Source organism: Metamycoplasma canadense (genome assembly GCF_000828855.1).
GTDB lineage: Bacteria > Bacillota_I > Bacilli_A > Mycoplasmatales > Metamycoplasmataceae > Metamycoplasma > Metamycoplasma canadense.
The window spans coordinates 470,068-487,666 of record NZ_AP014631.1; the positions used below are offsets into that span (position 1 = coordinate 470,068).

Genomic DNA, 17,599 nt, shown 5'->3' on the forward strand with positions numbered 1-17,599 from the left:
TTATTTTAAATTCTTAAATTTTTCTGTAGCATTAATTAATGCTTTTGCAATTTCATCTTCTTTTGATGAATGACCTGCAATTACAAAGTTTAATTCTGAATTATTTAATTTTTTGTGCAATAAATAAGCACATTCAGGGCGACAATCCATATCATAACGCCCATGAATAATAATTGTTGGAATATTTTTAATTTTTTCAATGTTATTTAGAATATAGTTATCTTCTAAAAAAATATGATTAATAAAATAGTGATTTTCTAATCTTGCAAGCTCTAAATTTGATTTGTTGTTTGATAAAACTTCTTCTATTTCTGCAATAGGGTGCATTGTTATTAGACCTAATTCTCATTTAGCTCAATGATAAGCTGCCTTATAAGCGATATTTAAATCTTTACTATTTAAATATTTGTTATATGCCTTAATTAAGTCATTTCTTTCGTTTTCTTTAACAAATGAAGAAAACTCTTCATATGCTTCTGGAAAATAAAATGAAGCACCTTTTTGATATAAATATTCATCATCTTCAGATCTACCTAAAAAAATTCCTCTTAAAATCATTCCCTTAACACTTTTTGGAAAATTAATAGCATAAATTAAGCTTAACGTTGAACCTCATGATCCTCCGAAAAGAATTCATTTTTCAATACCTATATGTTTTCTTAATTTTTCTATATCATTAACTAAATCTAGTGTTGTATTTTCTTTTATTTCTGCTGACGGGATTGACTTACCGCATCCTCTTTGGTCAAATAAAATAATACGGTAATATTTGGGATCAAAATATTGTCGGCTTGATTCTGAAATTCCTCCCCCTGGACCTCCGTGGATGAACAAAATTGGTTCTCCATTCGGATTACCAACTTCTTCATAATAAATTTCATGAATATCACTTACTTTTAAATAACCTATTTTATAAGGTTGAATTGGTTCAAACATAGTTTACTCCTCTTATTAATTAATTAAATTGATTTTTGAAATTTGTAATTGTTTGATTTTCGATATCAATTTCAATTTTGCTTAGTAATTGCAAAATCATTTTAGGATAAGCATGTCCGATATTGATATTATAAACAACAGATAAATTTGGAAATTGTGAAAAAAATTTAGTAAATAAATTCTTGTATTCAAAGAAAAAAGTTTCATTTTGAGGCTTACCAATAATAACTCCTGTTAATTGATTAAAACAGCCAGTTTCTGATATTTTTTGTAGCATTTCTTTAATTTCTTTAGCATAACTTTTAAGTTCGGATGTTTCAAGTAATAAAATTTTGTTTTTAAAATCTGTTTTTTCAGTAAATAAATTATATTTTTGATTAATTTTTATTTCATCTTCATTAATAAATAATTCAGATATACTTTCTAGACAACCGCCAATTAAAATTCCTGAAAATTTATTTTTTCCTTGAATTGATAAATAGCCATATTTTTCTTTATGAGCTAATCTAGGAATATTAATTTGATCAGCTCCAAAAGAGTTTCTTTCTTCATATCAAAATTTACTTGGTTTATATACAATTTTACCTTCTTTAAAAAGGCTTAAAAATGCCTTTTTTGAGTATTCAAGCATTGATGAATCGAGTTCTGCAATATCTGGTAAAAAAGATTGTCCATAAAAACTAGAAATTCCTAACATATTAAACATTAAATGATTTATTGTACTGTCTGAATATCCTAAAAAAATTTTGTTTGTATTTTTAATTATTGATAAATATTCTTTATTTTCAAGTATATAAGGAATAGTTTTATAAGTATCAAAGCCGCCTATTGCACTTAATATCATTGAAGTATCTTCATCCTTGAAAGCTCAAATAAGATCATTAGCTCTTTCTTGTGGATTATTTTTAATAAATTCAATTCCTTTTAGAGCATTTGGTGAAAATTTAGTTCGCAAACCCATATCATTTAATCTTTTTAATCCAATTTCTAAAGAATGCCTGCAATATTTTTCTCCTAAAAGTCCAGATGATAAACTAACAATTGTTACAGTATCTCCTTCTTTTAATTTTTTAACTTTTTTCATATTTATTCCCTTCATTTTATGATTTTGTAAAAATTATACTAATTTTAAAAAAGAAAAGAACCTAATAAATTTAATCCTTAAAACAAAAAATATTAAATTTTTTTATTTGATTGTTATTTTTTTAAATAAAGATGATATTAGATCTTTAAAATGAATTTCTAAATCATTTTCATTTGTATCTTTACTGTATGAATAGGTATGTAATAATCTAGTTTTAGAAGATAAGATATCACGAGTTGAAGAAATCAATGTTGGATTTTTTTTATGATTTCGATTGCTAATAATGTTAATTAAAAAATCGAAAAATCATTCAGCTTTATAACCTAAAGTTAGATTTGAAATTACTAAAATTTGAACTTTATTTAAATATGTCATAATTGATGATTTTTCATCTTTATTAATATTTAGGTAATTATATAAATCATTAGCATTTAAATATGCAACAGTCTTGTTTAGTTTTATCCCATTTAAAATACAAATATATTTTAAAATATCATTAATTATTGAACTTTGTGAACCTCAAAATCATATGTTTGAATTGAAGGCACCTTTTGAAAAAATATTTGTTAAAATTTCTTTATTTGTTTCATTTTCAGGTGTTGAAATCATTTGGTTTAAGTAATTTTTTATTGTTTTTTTTAAATTTGAAAAAACCGAAGTATTTTTTTCTGTCTCAAAATATTCCTGAATATTAGGATCGAGTTCTGTAATTGCTGTTAATCAAAAATTATCAAGCACTTTATATTTTTGAAATTCTTGATTTTTAGAAAAATCTTCAGATAAAAAACCATAAATATCGACATATAATTCATAATTTGGTTTTGTGTTATTTGTAACAATAAAATCATGGTATCTTTGTAAAATACCCATGCCTTTTTGAATTTGATAATCATTTAAGTTTAATCTTTTAATTTCATCTTGAATAAAATCTTTTGATAAAACTTCTTCTTTTAATTTATTAGCATTAATTTCAAGGTTATTAGTGAAAACAAAATCCAAAATTTTTTTATCCATTTTTTACCTACTTTTTTATTAATCATCTCAATTTAGAGGATCATCAATATTGTTATTAAAATTATTTATTTTTTTATCTATTCAGTTATTTTTAATATTGCATGAGTTTCTTTTAACATTTATCGCTTGGCTTAGTTCAATATCTATTAGATTGGCTTCAAATAAATTTCTTTTTGCAAAATCGTTTGCAATTTTTTCAATATAATTACATACAATTGAATTATTTATTGAAATAGAATATTGAATAAATAAATTTATAGCTTTATTATCAAAATTTAATTGTTTAATTTTTTTTAACATAAAAATTTGAGTAGGGCTTAATTCTCTTTTTGTAAAATGATGAATATATTTTTCAGGGCTTAAATTATTTAATAGCTCATCTTCATTAATAATTGTAAAATCAAAATCATCATTTTTGGTTTCTATTTTTATTGATTTGCCAAAAACATCAAAAAAGTTTTTAGATACATCATTTATGTTGTTTTCATCATAAGAATAAATCGCATTTTCATTAATTAAATCATTAAATTTATTTTCACCTAATTTAGATTTTAAAATAGAAGAAACAAGAATATTATTTGAAATTTCATTAGCATTTAAAGGTTTAATTAATTTAAAAATTAAATTTCCATTTTTATCTTGAAAAGTTTTTAATAATCCTATTCCTTCTAAAATTTCTTTTGTTTTATTAATTTGTTCTTCATCCAATACTAAAAATTCAGAGGTTTCTAATAAATCATGTTTTTTAATTTTATTTGTATTATGTAAATCATATAAATGATGATAAAAAGCAATACCTAAACTACCAATAATTGGAGAATAAAGTTTTCTTAAATTTATTAAATCTTTTGAACTGATATCATAAGGATTATCAATATAAAAATTTAGATATTTCATTTATCCTCCTTTTTTTAAAAATATATAATTGTAAAAATGAATTTTTGCGTCTTGGAAATAATTTTATGAGACTAATTCAACAATAAGTCTCAAATTTTTTTATAATCAAAAAAATTGTAAAATTTAATATATTTTATAAACAAATTATTTTTTTGTTTATCTTCTAGAAATAAGATTTTTTTTAAAAATAAAACTAGTTTTCTACATTAAATTGTTAATAAAATTTGATATTTAATCCTAATAAATAGACTAAAAAAATAATTTATAAAAAAATCTTTAAAATTTAAGATGAAAACAAATTTAATATTTATTTTTACTTATATTAATAATTTTTATTAAAAATTAAGAATTGAAATTTTTTATAAAAAAGTTTTTTTAAAAAAAGAAATAAAAAAAATGGCGGGTAAGAGAGGATTTGAACCTCCGCGGGTGCTTTATACACCCCTACAGTCTTAGCAGGACCGCCTCTTCGACCACTTGAGTACTTACCCGTACTTTTGCATGAATATTATACACTAAAATTGTTAAAATAAAAAAATAAGAAAAACTATTTCTTATATTATTTTTTAATCTTTAGGATAAATATTGCGTAAATCTTCTTTTCAAATTCCTATTTCTTTTTCTCTTGCTTCTTTTTCGGCATTTTTTATATAGTGATAAAAATTATCATTATTGCTATAAAAAAGATTTTTTTTGTCTAATGAAATATATGCAACCTTACTATATCCATTAATAACTAATTCTTTATTTAAACAAATAAATTTTCCATCCTTATTAAGCACTATAATAATGGCTACAATTCTATTAAATTTATCGTAAAAATATTTATTTTTTTCTTTATTTTTAATGCTTTTTGTTGTTTGAGGAATAACTCAAATTTTCTTTGCATTTTTTAATTTATCAGAAGTAAAATTTTTTGCAATTTTTCCATATTTATATTGAATTCCATTTGTGGGCTCAAAAATATTATTAATTTTTTTTGATGTTTCAGGTGTGTCAATTCCAAAAAATCTAAATTTTGATTTTTCATTATTGTTTTTTATATTTTCTAAAAAAGCCGTATCACCATCATTAACAACAACTAATTTTACTTCTGTTGCTTTTTGTTCTTGAAAAAAATTGGAAATATAATAGTCTTTTTTATTAATAATAATCTTATTTTCTTCATTTAATAAATAAATTTCATCATTTGTTTTAGTTTTATTATTAATTTCGTTTTTATTAATAATTTGAAAGTCGTTTTTTTCTTCACATTGAATTAAACATATTGTTGATAAAGGAATTAATGATGTTAATGTGAAACTTAAAATAATTTTTTTTGTTTTCATATTCTAATATTTTTTTAATATTTCTATTGTTTTATTAAATATTGCTTCATTAGATAAAGAATAAAGTTTTCTTGGGTTGTAATTTTTGTTTTTCATTACATCATTATTCTTTATAAAATCACTTAAAGCTTTAGCGTTAGCTATCTGAATTTCAGTATTAAAATTAATTTTACTAATTCCTAATTTGATGCATTTTTTTATGTCTTCTTCAGAAATACCTGACCCACCGTGTAAAACAAGCGGAATTTTTAGATTGTTATTAATTTCCTTTAGTAAATCAAAATTTATTCCATCTCAATTTTTTGGATATTCGCCATGTATGTTTCCTATGCCAACAGCTAACATATCAACATTAATATTTTTAAATGCTATTGCTTCTTCTAATTTTGTATACATAATATTAGAAAAAACACCATCCTCAGATCCGCCGATTCTCCCAATTTCACATTCAAGTGAGATATTTTTTATCGAACAAATTTTTTGAATTTTTTTTGATAAATTTAAATTTTGGATAAATGGTAGTTTGCTCCCATCGAACATAATAGAAGTAAAATTAGCTTCAATAGCTTTTAAACAATCTTCATAATTTCCGTGATCTAAATGTAAAACAACTGGTATTTCAATTTTTAATTCATCTATTAAGGAAGTTACAATATTATAAACAACCTTATATCCTCCAAAATAATTTGAAGCAGACGGACTTACTCCTAAAATGATCGGTTTTTTTAAGAAGTTGGCTGCTAATAATACATTTTTAGTTCATTCTAAATTATTTATGTTGATATGAATAAGAACTTCTTTATTTTTATAAGCTTTTTTTATAATTTCTTTAGCGTTAACTAACATAATTAAATAAAAAACTAGTTAACTAAAAAAACTAGTTTTTAAAATCTGGTCTAATTGTTGTTCAACTTCCATCAACATTACGGAAAAATTTACCATCAATTGTTAATAAACGGTATAGTTCTCCACGTTTTCTTATTAAAATTTCTTCATCCGAAACTGTTTCACTAGTTTCGCTTCTTCATCTTTCAAATAAAATTTCTTTTATTGAATTAAAAAGTTCCGAAAAATCTAGATTTTGATTATTTTTTAAATTTTCTTCAGCAACATCTAATAAGGTTTTATATTCGTTTTGATTCATTTAAACTCCTCCTGTTGTTCTTAAGCAAAGCGATATAATTTGAAAAAAATAATAAATTAATTATATATTATAATTTTATTTTCTTTAGGTTATTAAATTATCAAAATGTGAAAAATTAAAGAATTTATAGTTTTAAATTTTGGAAACTAAAAAATATTTTATTTTACTTTATCTATATTTAGTTTAAAATACGTTTGAATTTATTATTTGAAATTAATTCATGCATTTAAAAAATAATATTTTTTTATTTGAAAATAGGTTCAAAAAATAGAAATATTAAAAATGTTGTATAATTTTTTTGTATAAACTAGCATTATTTTAAATAAAATAAAATTTTAATGCTTTTAATTTATACATATAAATAACATCATTTATAGAAAGGAAAACAATGTCTGTATTTGACAGTAAATTCAAAGGAATTCACGTTTATTCGGAAATTGGTGAATTAGAATCAGTTCTAGTTCATGAACCTGGACGTGAAATTGACTATATAACACCAGCAAGGTTGGATGAATTATTATTCTCAGCTATTTTAGAAAGCCATGATGCAAGAAAAGAACATAAACAATTCGTATCAGAATTAAAAGCAAATGATATTAATGTTGTTGAACTAACAGATTTAGTTGCAGAAACATACGACCTAGCATCACAAGAAGCTAAAGACAAACTAATTGAAGAATTCTTAGAAGATTCAGAACCAGTTTTATCTGAAGAACATAAAGCAATTGTTAGAAAATATTTAAAAGGTATTCAACCAACAAGAAAATTAATTGAAATGATGATGGCAGGTATTACTAAATATGATTTAGGTATTGAAGCTGATCATGAATTAATTGTTGACCCAATGCCTAACTTATACTTTACACGTGACCCATTTGCTTCAGTTGGTAATGGTGTTACAATTCACTACATGCGTTACAAAGTTAGACAACGTGAAACATTATTCTCAAGATTTGTATTTTCAAATCACCCAAAACTAGTTAATACTCCATGATACTACGATCCATCACTAAAATTATCAATCGAAGGTGGAGACGTATTCGTTTACAATAACGATACATTAGTAGTTGGTGTTTCAGAAAGAACTGATTTACAAACAGTTACTTTATTGGCTAAAAATATTGTTGCTAACAAAGAATGTGAATTTAAACGTATTGTTGCAATTAATGTTCCAAAATGAACAAATTTAATGCACTTAGATACATGACTAACAATGTTAGATAAAGATAAATTCTTATATTCACCAATTGCTAATGACGTATTTAAATTCTGAGATTACGATTTAGTAAATGGTGGTAGCGAACCACAACCTGTTGAAAATGGATTACCTTTAGAAGGTTTATTAGAATCAATCATTAACAAAAAACCTATTTTAATTCCTATTGCTGGAGAAGGTGCTTCACAAATGGAAATCGAAAGAGAAACACACTTTGATGGAACAAATTATCTAGCAATTAGACCAGGTGTTGTTATTGGTTATTCACGTAATGAAAAAACAAATGCTGCTTTAGAAGCTGCAGGAATTAAAGTTTTACCATTCCACGGAAACCAATTATCACTTGGTATGGGTAATGCACGTTGTATGTCAATGCCTTTATCACGTAAAGATGTTAAGTGATAGTAATTACTATTTATAAAATTAATTAAATTTTATATATTAAAAATCCCCTAATATATTTTTATTGGGGGATTTTTTTATTTAACTATTTTAAAAATAAAGTTAATTTAATAAGCTAAAAATAAGAAATATTTGTTGTTTTTAGCAATTTTTTGATACTTTTTCTATTTTTTATATAACGATGGATAACAACAAAAAAAGAAAAGTTAAAGAAAAAATGAAATTTTTTAGTGAATTTAGTAAAAAAAATGAAGATAAAAAACTAGAAGCGTGTTCAGGTTGTAGACAAAATTAAAGGTAAATAAAAAACAAAACAATTAGAACACCAACACCAACACCACCAACAACAACAACCAATTAATATTGCTTTAAATTAAACTTGAACCAATGTAATATTTTGCCCTTTTTAAGGATTGAAATTAAATATATTTACAATTTTCAGTTTATTAGGTATTAAAGTTTTAGGTATAATTTTGGTTTAATTGTTATTTCTAAAGCTAAAAAATCTGCCAGTAAAGGATTGGTAATTGTTATAACACGTCTTGGTATTTAGTTATTATGAATCATAAATATTGTAGTTCTAATAGGTAGTAAAATTATACTTACGCGTACTCATGCTTTTTAGTAAACAATAACCTTAATATTTTAAATTTATATGAATTAAGAAAATAAAAAATATTTTTATGACTATAATAAACTATTAAGTTATCAAATTACCTGGTTTAATCTTTAGTGTTAGTATAAAAAAATAAAAAATTTTACTTTTTTATCTTATTTTTAAATTTCAGATTGTATTACATTGCTATAAAAACCTTAATTAGGGTTTAACATTTTGCTATGATAAAATGTTTATTTATATGGCACGATACTATTTTATTATTAAATTGATTTTACAAAATATTTATTTTATGTTACAATAAATAAGTACTTTTATATATTTAATGTATTAAAAGTTTAGGTAAATTATCTTAGTTTTAATAATTTATCAAACACTATTGTGAATTCAATTGCTAGTGCCAATTTTAAAATGGTGTTAATTGTTAGAAGCAATAGGAAGAAAAAACAAATAAAATTTAAAAGGAAAAAAATGTCAGAATTAAAAACAACACAAGAAACAAAACAAGTTTCGCCAGAACCAGTTATTGTTTCAAGAGAAAAACTATTAGAAGCAGGAACATATTTTGGTCATAGAGTAAGTCGTTGAAATCCAAAAATGAAACAATACATTTACGGAAAAAGATCGGGTATTCATATTATCGATATTGCAAAAACTCAAAAAACATTAGAATATGCTTACAAATTATTAAATAAAATGGCACAAAAACCAATTTCATTTATTTGAGTTGGAACTAAAAAACAAGCTAAGTCCGCTATTGAACAAGCAGCAGCAAGAACAAATTCTGTTTATGTTTCAGAACGTTGATTAGGTGGAACATTAACAAACTCACAAACAATTTTTAAAAGCGTTAGAGAATTAGAAAGATTAGAAGAACTTCAAAAAAATGGTTATAAGGGATATACCAAAAAAGAAGGACTTTTAAATGACAAAAAAATTGCTAAATTACAAAAAAACCTTGGTGGAATTAGAAAATTAGCTGGTAAAGCTCAAATGCCACAAGTTATGATTGTTGCTTCACCAATAGAAGATGAAATAGCAATTAGAGAAGCTAAAAGAAAAGGTTTAAAAGTTTTTGCTATCCATGATACAAATTCAAATCCTGATTTAGTAGACTTTGTAATCCCAGCAAATGATGATTCAGCTAAATCATTAACATTAATAATCACAATCTTAGCAGACGCTATTGCTTCAGCAAGAGGAGAAGCACAATTATTTGCTTATAAAAACAACGAAGAAATTATTCTTCCAGAAGACCCAAGAACTTCAGAAAATAAAGAAAAAAGATTTAACAAACCAGCTTCAGATGAAAAAAAATCTGAATAATCACAAGAAAACAAATAATATAATAAAAAATAAAAGAGGAAAAAATGTCAGTTGATTTAAAGAAAATTAAAGAATTAAGAGAAAGAACAAATCTAGGATTCTTAGATGTTAAAAATGCTTTAGAAGCAAATGATAACGATGTTGAAAAATCAATCGATTGATTACAAGAAAAAGGTATTTTAAAAGCTGCTAAAAAAGCCGGAAGAATTGCTGCTGAAGGTATTGTTAAAGCAATTGTTAAAGATAATGAAGCTGTAATTTTTGAACTTAATTCAGAAACAGATTTTGTGTCAAAAAATGAATTATTTATTGAACTTGCAAATAAAATTGGTGAAGCATTATTTTTAAATAACTTTGAAACAAATGAAGAATTATTAGCTATTAAAATTGATGGTGTTTCAATTGAAGATCATACAAGTTTATTAACTGCTAAAATTGGTGAAAAGATTTCATTAAGAAGAGCATTAAAATTTAAAGCTAATGAAAATCAAGTTGTAAGTGGCTATACACATGCAAATAATAGAGTAGCAACAATTGTTGTGGCTGAAGGTAAAAATCAGGAAGCTTTAAGAAATGTATCAATGCATATTACTGCTTTAAATCCATCTCATTTATTTGAAGAATGCTTAGGATCGGAAGAATTAAAATCAATTCATGAAAAATTAGATGCAAATCCTGCATTAGCTAACAAACCTGAAAAAATTCAACAATCAATCAAAGCAGGATTGTTAAAAAAAGAACTAAATGAAAGAGGCGTTTTATTATATCAACCATTCGTTATGGATGATTCAAAAACAGTTGGACAATATTTAGTAGATTCAAATTTAGTATTAATTGATGCTAAGAGATTTGAGGTTGGCGAAGGAATTGAAAAGAAAACAGTCGATTTCGCTGCTGAAGTTGCTGAACAAATGGCAAAATAATCTTAAATACCGATACAAAAAAAGTTAACACCGCAATGTGTTAGCTTTTTCCTAAAAAGTAAATCCAAGTGCAACACTAGTTGCTTGGCTTTTTTTTATTTTATTATTTTTTTCTAAAATTATTTATATTTTATTTTGAAAGCTCCTTTTGAAAGGGGTTTGGGGTTAGAAGTCCTCTTGATAAGAGGGTTCGGGAGTAGAAATTTAACATATAACAAAACTAAAATACCTCTTTGCAAAAGAGGTTAGAATTTTGTAACTTTAATTATCAAACAAGACCATAATAGTTAGCATTTATAAATAATTCGTTTGCTGATTTTCAATTTAAAATTTCACGAGGCATATTATTTATTTTTTTAGTAATTTCATCTAACATTTCTTGTGTTATTTGATTAAAATCAAATCCTTTTTTATATTCTCTTCTAATAAGACCATTTCAATGCTCATTAGACCCTCGTTGAAATGATGCATATGGCTCGGCTTTATATATTTTTGTATTAAGTCATTTTCCCAATATTCCTATTTTTTCAAACTCAATACCATTATCAACAGTTATTGATTTTACAATCAATTCATTATCTTCAATAAGTTTTTTTATTGTAGCATTTACTTTCATTGAATTTTTGCTTTGTATTAAAATAGCAAAACCAACTCTTGTTTTTCTTTCAGTAAAAGTTAAAATATTGTTATAACCCGTAGCTCTTTTACCAATAATTAGATCAGCTTCTCAATGTCCGAATTCTTCACGGCGGTCAATTGACTTGGGTCTTGTTCAAATAGGGAAAACAAAATCTGCTGATTTAACAAGTCTTTTTATAACACTTCCTGTTCTTTTACCACCTTTTTTATAGTATGAACGTAATAAATTAGATCTTTTAATATTTCATTTATTGCTTTTTATTCAATTGAATATAGTTTTTAAACAAGGAATTTTAATTTTAAAATTATCTTTTATATATTTATGAGTTAGTTTTACTCCATAAAATTTTTTATCAAATTTTTTTTGAAATATTTCACAAAATTTACTGTATTTACTATTCAAAAATTTAAAATAGTATTTATGATAATGACGCCGTTGAGCTTTAATATTTGCATAATATGGCGAATAATTACCATATTTATCTAAATTTCGTTTAATTTCTCTACTTATTGTTGAAGGGCTCTTTTGTAATATTTCTGCAATCTTTCTTAAAGACAAATTTATCTCTAAATAATTTGAAATTGCTTCTCTATCACTTTTTGTTATGTGCGTATATTTTTTAGTAGTATAATTCATATGAAGTTCCTGACCGTTATGGAGCTTTTTTCTTTTTTAAAAATAAAAAATAATAATTAAAAAAGTTCAAGCTGCACACAACTAAATTTTACTTTATTTGTGTTGCACTTGAACTTACAATGTAGCAAAAGTTAACACCGCAATGTGTTAGCTTTTTTGTTATTTTTTTTACTTATATTTTGGAGAATATCATTATTAAGAAAATAAAAGTTAATCGAAATTAATATTTATTTTCAATTCTTTGATAATTTTTTTTATTTTTTTGTCGATAAGCGTTAATGATGTCTTGTTCTTCAATGCCGACAATTTTACCTAAACCTAAATATGCTTCATAAGCCTTTTGAACATTTTCTTTTGTTTTTTTATTTAATAAATTGGTAAATAATTTATATGTGTAAGCTAGTTGTAAATTAAAGTTTTTATGTTTAATAATTGGGAATAAGGTGCTATTAATTCCTAAGGGATATGAAATACTTGTTATAAAATGAATTCCATCGGCGAATTCTTCTAAAACTTTTTGTCTATCAATTTCCTTATTTTTTTTTCAATATTTGAAAGCTTTTATTTCATTTGCAAATTCACCTAATTCAACTAGTAAAGCTATTATTATTTTTGTATCAAAGTATCTAAAATCTTTTTTACTAATATTTTCTAAAAAACTATATCTAATTTTTTTTGTGATTCAAAAATTTCTTTTAAATTCATAGTAATAAATATTATATGCCAATCCAAATAAAAACAAACTTATGTTTTTATTTTTTTAAGTAAATTAGTCATTTTTTTAAATCTAATAAAGAAAATAAAATCAATGATATAATAATAAAGTATTATAAAAAAGCTCTAGTGGCGGAATGGCAGACGCAGTTGACTCAAAATCAACCGGTTAAGAGCCGTGCTGGTTCAAGTCCAGTCTGGAGCACCATATATTATTAAAATAAATACCAATTTAAAAATGCTTATTTTGTTGCTTATTTATAAAATTTTATAAGCATTTTAAATTATAAACAGAAGTTAACATTGCGGAGTGTTAACTTTTTTATTTTATTTTTGTTGCACTTGTACCACTACAAACAAGCAATACTTATTAATTTAAAATATAATAAGTATTTTTTATTTTACAATTATTGTATTATTATTTTATTATTATTAATGAGGTTAATAAAATGAACAATAGAAAAAACGAATTTAAAAAAATAAAAAAACATGAATTATATTCAAATTGATTTTTAATACTTTTGATAAGTATTATTTTTGTTATTTGATTTTTAATTATATATATGGTATCGATTTTTGAAAGTCAATATTCAAAAGATAGCACTTTTAAAATTGTTAATGATATTATAGTAAGTATTTTTACAGGTTTGATATCTGGAATTTTATCCATTATTTTAGCTTTTATATTTTTAGATTTATCTAAAAGAGCTAATATTAAAGATTATTTTTCTTATTACTCATATTTAAATTCATTACGTAATAAATCTAAATTTGCGTTTTTTAAAGATTCCAAAATTCCTCAAAATTTATATAATAAGAATTCTAATCAATTAACAAAAACTGAATTTATAACTTTAGTTGCTAATATCCTAAATTACACAATTGCTTCTCCACAATATAAAAATTTACTTAATGAAATTGAAAGTGATTTTGCTATTCATGCATTTTTAAGACCAAATTTTGCAAAACAAAGAAAAATTGCAATTATAAGAATTATATCTATTGATATTTTAATACCCATTTTTATTATGTCTATTTTAATTTTTTCAATATGATTTTTATACTATAAAAAAAATGAAAAAACTTATCCAATATCTGCTTTAGTAAGAATTTTAATAATATTTACAGCTAATATTTTTTCACTTTCAGTTTCAATTAGTATTTATGAATTTTATATTTTGAATTCAGTAAAAAACTATAATACTTTTAATGATTTTTATTTCTTATCTTTTAATAATTTTCAATTTAAATTTTTAAATTCATCTCTTATACGAAAATAATAAATGTTTAATTTTATAATTACTTTTTCACTTAAAAAATTTATTTACTATTTTTTATTTTTTCAAAAAAAATAAAATAAAATTATAAATGTGAATCACAACAAAAAATTCAATTTTAAAATTACACAACAACAATTAGTTTACTAATTGCCGTTGTGTTTTTTAGTTTAAATTTATTGCAAAAATAGAATTAAAAAAAATAATAAAAATTAATTTACAAATTTGGAACAAAAAAATTCAAATAAATAGCAATAAATTTAATTAGATTTATAGCGCAAAAATTCGAGAAAGGTTTAATAAAATGAAAAAAATTAATAAGGTTTTATTGTCAATTAGTGGTTTATCGGCATTTAGTTTACCATTATTAGCAATTTCGTGTGGTAGCCCAAGATGAGATCAAAACTATGATGGTATTTTAAAAATTGCTACTGGTTTTTCAGAAACTAATGAACAAGGTATTGCCCTTAAAACAATAGTTGATGAATATAATAAATGGAGAGAAAGTGGAACTGAAGAAGAAAAAGCTCAAAAACAACAAGAAGGTCATTTAAAAGTTGAAGTTAATTTCTTGCCTAATGGTTATAATACAGGTCCATTAACAACTAAAATTGGATCTAAGGAACAAAATACGCTTTGAAATATAATAATTAATTATCCAACTGCCGCTTCTATTTTAGCACAAAGAAAAATGAATTTAGCCTTATCTAATGATGAATATGAAAAATTAGATATTGTTGATGCATTTAAAAATGTTAATGATGATATTGGAGGAAATACTTCGAAAGAAAAATGAGTTGTTCCAATGTCGCGTTCATCAGAAATGCAATCAATTAACAAAGTTGTTTTAGGGAAATTCTTAAAAGAACTAAGCGAAATTGATGGTATTAAAAAAGATGAACAAAATATGAAAAAAGTTAAAGAATATATTGATTATTATAAAAGTGTTGCAGAAACTGATGGTAAATATGTTGATGAACACTGAAGCTCTTCTAAAGCAACTAACTTAGAAGAAGCTAAAGAAGCAATTAAAAAACTTGATTTAACTATTTCAGATAATATTTTTAAAGAATATGAATCATTAATTAAATTTGCTATTGCAGCAAAAAGATTATATCCACTTGATTTAGCAAAACCAATATTAGGTATTGATTCATTAGCTAGTGTTATTAATGTTATGAATGTGGCTGTAACAAAAGGTGATAAATCAAAACAATATATTAATCCTTCACCTAGTCATAAAATTAATGGTGGATTTGATTATGAATCATTCATAGAAGAAGGCACAGAACAAAACAAATTATTTAAATCATTATTAAATGTAATATTTGAAGGTATTAAAACGGGTGCTGTTTGAATTGGTGGTGGTGGAGCTTACGGATCGAACCTATTGACTAAACACAATATGGCAATTTCTATTGGTTCAACTGCAGGTTATAGTCACACATTCATAAAAAGTACAGAAAATAAAACTTATAATTATTTATTGACTTCTGATGACAAAAAGGAATATTTGTCAACCAATGATTTAGTTAATATTCTTGAAAAAGAAAAAGAAGATGGTGTGGTTCTAAAATTTGGACAATATAAAAATAAAATTTATTCATCAAGTTATTCTAAAGAAGTTACAGGTTATAATAAAAAACTTTCCTCAAAAGAATTAGAAGATAAATTGTTAACTAATTTTAAATTAAATCCTAATTTTAAATTAGTTAAAGGTACATTTGATGAACAAGAAAAAAATGTTTCTTTAACAAAGGATATATCTTTTAAATTAAAGGATGATATAGATAATAAGATTGTAAATCTTGGTAAAATTTTCGAAAATGATGATGCAAACTATATTTTAATTGATAAAGATTTAGTAAAAACGGAACAATTAACATCAAGCCAATTATTAAATGAGATAGATGCTGATTGAATCAGTACTCCATTGGTAAAAAATTTAAATAATGATAAAAAATCAGTATTTATTCAAGGTCCTTCATTAGTATTAATTCATGCCAATGAAAAAGAAGATAAAGCAACAAAATTATTTGTTAAATGATTATTTGATCATAAATTATCATCTATTACATTTATTAAAAATAAAAATTCAAAGAATTTTTCTAATATTAAACCAATAGATGCGTTTAACGAATATGGTAATTATATTTCACCAACAAAATCATATTTTAATAATAAAGAAGCTATTAAAAAACTAAATAAAGCAAATAAAATTGCATTTGATAATTTTAAATCAATCATTGACAAACCTAACGAATTCCAACCAGCAGAAGATGTTTCTTCATCATTATCAGACAAATTAAGAGATGCTATTGGTTCAGGTGCGAGAAAAATTTTAAATAAGGTTAGCCGTCAACAAGCAACAACTATAGATGAATTAGTTAAAATAATTATTGAATCTTTTAAATAAAAAATATAAAAAAATATAACAATAAAAGTTTTATTTTTTTATTTTGAAAGAGTACATAAATTTATGAAAATAAAAAAATCATTATTATTTTTAACTCCATTTTTGTTATCTGTTTCAGTCGTTTCAATTTCTTGTTCTATTAAATCTAAAGAATTTTATGATGATTTGGAATTGAATGATACTTTTGTTATTAATAAATCTGAATATAATAAAGTAGGAAAGATTTTTGATAAAAAGATCCAATATAAAAAAATTGTTAATTGAGAAACCCAAGAAGTAAAAACTGTTGAAGAAACATTATGAGAATTTTTTTCTGGTATAGAAGGAACGGTTGAAAGTATTGCTGATGGCGATACACTAACTGTTAAAGTTGATAAACAACTGTCTACCAATAAAGGAATACCTAAAAAAGGTCAATTAGTAAAAGTTAGAATTCCATTAATTGATACTCTTGAACAAAATACTAGCGACGTTAAAGAACGAGAAAAAAAACTGTCACATTTAGATTGAGATTATGTAAAATCAATAATACCAATCGGTTCAAAAGTTAGATTAATATCTGATAATTTATCTAACAATTCTTATGATAGAATCGTTTCGTATGTATTTTTTGGTCAAAATTTTGAGAAAAATTTTAGCATCGAAATGTTAGCGAATGGTTGAACTCTACCAAGAATTGGAAAAGACGAATTTAAAACTTTTACATTTGATTTTAAAAAAGATTTAAAATCTTCTGTTGCATCGTATTTAATACCTTTTGCTGCATATGCTTTTAATTTTGGGTATACAAATAAAAAAGGTTTTTATGCAAAAGAAGGAGTTAATATTACTCTTAATAATAAAGAAGAAAATATTAAATTTAATTATCCTCAAGATTTATCTAATGAGTATAAATCGCATGGGGAAGATTTAATGAACGATGCATATCGCTTTCTATACCCATTTAATATAGAAAGAAATAAAAGAAAAATTTTTTTAAATAAAGAAAATAATTTTTACGAATTTTTAAGATTTGTAAATAAAAAATAAA

Annotated in this window: 15 protein-coding genes and 2 tRNA genes; 7 read left to right on the forward strand and 10 right to left on the reverse strand. The window is 23.5% G+C overall.

The annotated features are described in order from the left end of the window. The 8 genes from pip to rpoE all read right to left on the reverse strand — a co-directional run bounded on the left by pip (nucleotide 1) and on the right by rpoE (nucleotide 6,403). Nucleotides 1-936, reverse strand: a complete 936-nt coding sequence (gene pip / locus MCAN360_RS05510; RefSeq protein ID WP_045433922.1) for a prolyl aminopeptidase — start codon at nucleotides 934-936, stop codon at nucleotides 1-3. 19 nt (nucleotides 937-955) lie between these two features. Beyond that, nucleotides 956-2,020 (reverse strand): S66 family peptidase, encoded by a 1,065-nt coding sequence (locus MCAN360_RS01850; protein ID WP_045433925.1) that lies wholly within the window; start codon nucleotides 2,018-2,020, stop codon nucleotides 956-958. A gap of 102 nt (nucleotides 2,021-2,122) precedes the next feature. Then, the gene (locus MCAN360_RS05515) at nucleotides 2,123-3,034 is read right to left on the reverse strand and encodes a hypothetical protein (RefSeq protein WP_045433927.1); all 912 of its coding nucleotides are present in this window, start codon (nucleotides 3,032-3,034) and stop codon (nucleotides 2,123-2,125) included. A gap of 18 nt (nucleotides 3,035-3,052) precedes the next feature. Then, nucleotides 3,053-3,931 (reverse strand): DnaD domain protein, encoded by an 879-nt coding sequence (locus tag MCAN360_RS05520; protein ID WP_045433929.1) that lies wholly within the window; start codon nucleotides 3,929-3,931, stop codon nucleotides 3,053-3,055. Nucleotides 3,932-4,328: 397 nt separating this feature from the next. Continuing rightward, nucleotides 4,329-4,422 (reverse strand) — tRNA-Ser (locus MCAN360_RS01865). 75 nt (nucleotides 4,423-4,497) lie between these two features. After that, the gene (locus MCAN360_RS05525) at nucleotides 4,498-5,259 is read right to left on the reverse strand and encodes a thermonuclease family protein (RefSeq protein ID WP_052461472.1); all 762 of its coding nucleotides are present in this window, start codon (nucleotides 5,257-5,259) and stop codon (nucleotides 4,498-4,500) included. 3 nt (nucleotides 5,260-5,262) lie between these two features. Beyond that, nucleotides 5,263-6,105, reverse strand: a complete 843-nt coding sequence (locus tag MCAN360_RS01875) for a class II fructose-bisphosphate aldolase (protein WP_045433931.1) — start codon at nucleotides 6,103-6,105, stop codon at nucleotides 5,263-5,265. 31 nt (nucleotides 6,106-6,136) lie between these two features. Continuing rightward, nucleotides 6,137-6,403: a DNA-directed RNA polymerase subunit delta gene (rpoE, locus tag MCAN360_RS05530; RefSeq protein WP_045433933.1), complete on the reverse strand. Its 267-nt coding sequence runs from the start codon at nucleotides 6,401-6,403 to the stop codon at nucleotides 6,137-6,139. Between the two features lie 388 nt (nucleotides 6,404-6,791). On the opposite strand from rpoE, the gene arcA reads away from it, so the two are divergent. The 3 genes from arcA (at nucleotide 6,792) to tsf (ending at nucleotide 10,886) form a co-directional block, all read left to right on the forward strand. Further along, complete coding sequence (gene arcA, locus MCAN360_RS01885; RefSeq protein ID WP_045433934.1) at nucleotides 6,792-8,024, forward strand: arginine deiminase; 1,233 nt, start codon at nucleotides 6,792-6,794, stop codon at nucleotides 8,022-8,024. Between the two features lie 1,084 nt (nucleotides 8,025-9,108). Continuing rightward, nucleotides 9,109-9,963, forward strand: a complete 855-nt coding sequence (gene rpsB / locus MCAN360_RS01890; RefSeq protein ID WP_045433936.1) for a 30S ribosomal protein S2 — start codon at nucleotides 9,109-9,111, stop codon at nucleotides 9,961-9,963. Nucleotides 9,964-10,007: 44 nt separating this feature from the next. Next, on the forward strand, nucleotides 10,008-10,886 hold the full coding sequence (gene tsf, locus MCAN360_RS01895) for a translation elongation factor Ts (protein ID WP_045433937.1): 879 nt from the start codon (nucleotides 10,008-10,010) through the stop codon (nucleotides 10,884-10,886). Between the two features lie 265 nt (nucleotides 10,887-11,151). Here the strand turns inward: tsf and MCAN360_RS01900 are convergent, their stop codons facing one another. Together MCAN360_RS01900 and MCAN360_RS05535 are read right to left on the reverse strand one after the other, a co-directional pair. Beyond that, complete coding sequence (locus tag MCAN360_RS01900; protein WP_045433372.1) at nucleotides 11,152-12,162, reverse strand: IS30 family transposase; 1,011 nt, start codon at nucleotides 12,160-12,162, stop codon at nucleotides 11,152-11,154. Nucleotides 12,163-12,382: 220 nt separating this feature from the next. Further along, nucleotides 12,383-12,904, reverse strand: coding sequence for a dUTP diphosphatase (locus tag MCAN360_RS05535; protein ID WP_231852588.1), 522 nt, complete (start codon nucleotides 12,902-12,904; stop codon nucleotides 12,383-12,385). 95 nt (nucleotides 12,905-12,999) lie between these two features. On the opposite strand from MCAN360_RS05535, the gene MCAN360_RS01910 reads away from it, so the two are divergent. From MCAN360_RS01910 to MCAN360_RS05545, 4 genes are all read left to right on the forward strand, one after another. Next, nucleotides 13,000-13,084: transfer RNA gene (locus tag MCAN360_RS01910), tRNA-Leu, on the forward strand. Between the two features lie 241 nt (nucleotides 13,085-13,325). Then, a complete protein-coding gene (locus tag MCAN360_RS05540; RefSeq protein ID WP_045433940.1) occupies nucleotides 13,326-14,156 on the forward strand; it encodes a hypothetical protein in 831 nt (276 codons plus the stop codon). A gap of 301 nt (nucleotides 14,157-14,457) precedes the next feature. After that, complete coding sequence (locus MCAN360_RS01920) at nucleotides 14,458-16,569, forward strand: P68 family surface lipoprotein (protein WP_045433943.1); 2,112 nt, start codon at nucleotides 14,458-14,460, stop codon at nucleotides 16,567-16,569. A gap of 63 nt (nucleotides 16,570-16,632) precedes the next feature. Continuing rightward, entirely contained in the window at nucleotides 16,633-17,598 is a 966-nt protein-coding gene (locus MCAN360_RS05545; protein WP_045433946.1) for a thermonuclease family protein, read from the forward strand. The last annotated feature ends 1 nt before the right edge of the window (nucleotide 17,599 follow it).